The sequence below is a fragment of the Streptomyces sp. UNOC14_S4 genome (assembly GCF_020740835.1).
GTDB lineage: Bacteria > Actinomycetota > Actinomycetes > Streptomycetales > Streptomycetaceae > Streptomyces.
Genome location: NZ_JAINFC010001030.1, coordinates 1 through 701 on the forward strand (window position 1 = coordinate 1; position 701 = coordinate 701).

A 701-nucleotide genomic window follows, 5' to 3' on the forward strand; every position below is an offset into this window, starting at 1 on the left:
ACCCAGGGGCGCGGGGAACGGCGCGAGAAGCCCCACCGGACCCGCAGACGAAGCCCCGGTGGATCAAACGCCGCACATCGCCCAAAACCCGTCCGGAGCCACCGGTTCCGCCACGCGAACCACGCAACCGGGGCAGCCCCACCCGAGTGGATGGATAGGCTCAGGTGGATCAAGACCCCCAGGAGCAGCAATGAACGCCCCCGGCCCCGGCTTCGCACCGCCACGTCGCCCCAGCAACGCCACCGTGATCACTATTCGCGTGGTCATCGTCGTGCTGACCGTGTGCACCGTCGGCCTCTTCTGCTGGATTCCGGCGCTCCGCATCGCCATCATGCGGCGCCGCGCGCAGGACTGGACGCTGTTCTGGGCGACGTTGGCGGGCTCGCTGTTCCTCATATCCCTCATGCGCGATTCCCTGCAGGGCACGGTCTGGCCCAACGTGGGCATGGCCGCACTGCTGATCCTCGCGGCCGTCATGCTCACGTACTACGTACGCGTCGACCTCAGGATCCACCGCGAGCTCGAAGGGCCGCCCGCCATGCCCGGCCCGGCCTTCCCGCACCCGCCGATGCCCCAGGGGGCGATACCGCCCGCTCCGGCGACGTACGGCGGATACGGCTACCCGCCGCCTCAGCCGTACGCGCACCCCCAACCGCAGCCCTACTTCCCGCCGCAGCCGCCCCACCCGCAGCAGCCATACC

General features: G+C 70.2%; 1 protein-coding gene. It reads left to right on the forward strand.

What is annotated here, in order from left to right:
• Nucleotides 1-190 precede the first annotated feature (190 nt).
• On the forward strand, nt 191-701 hold a 511-nt coding region (locus tag K6I34_RS37735), incomplete at its 3' end, for a hypothetical protein (RefSeq protein WP_229332509.1).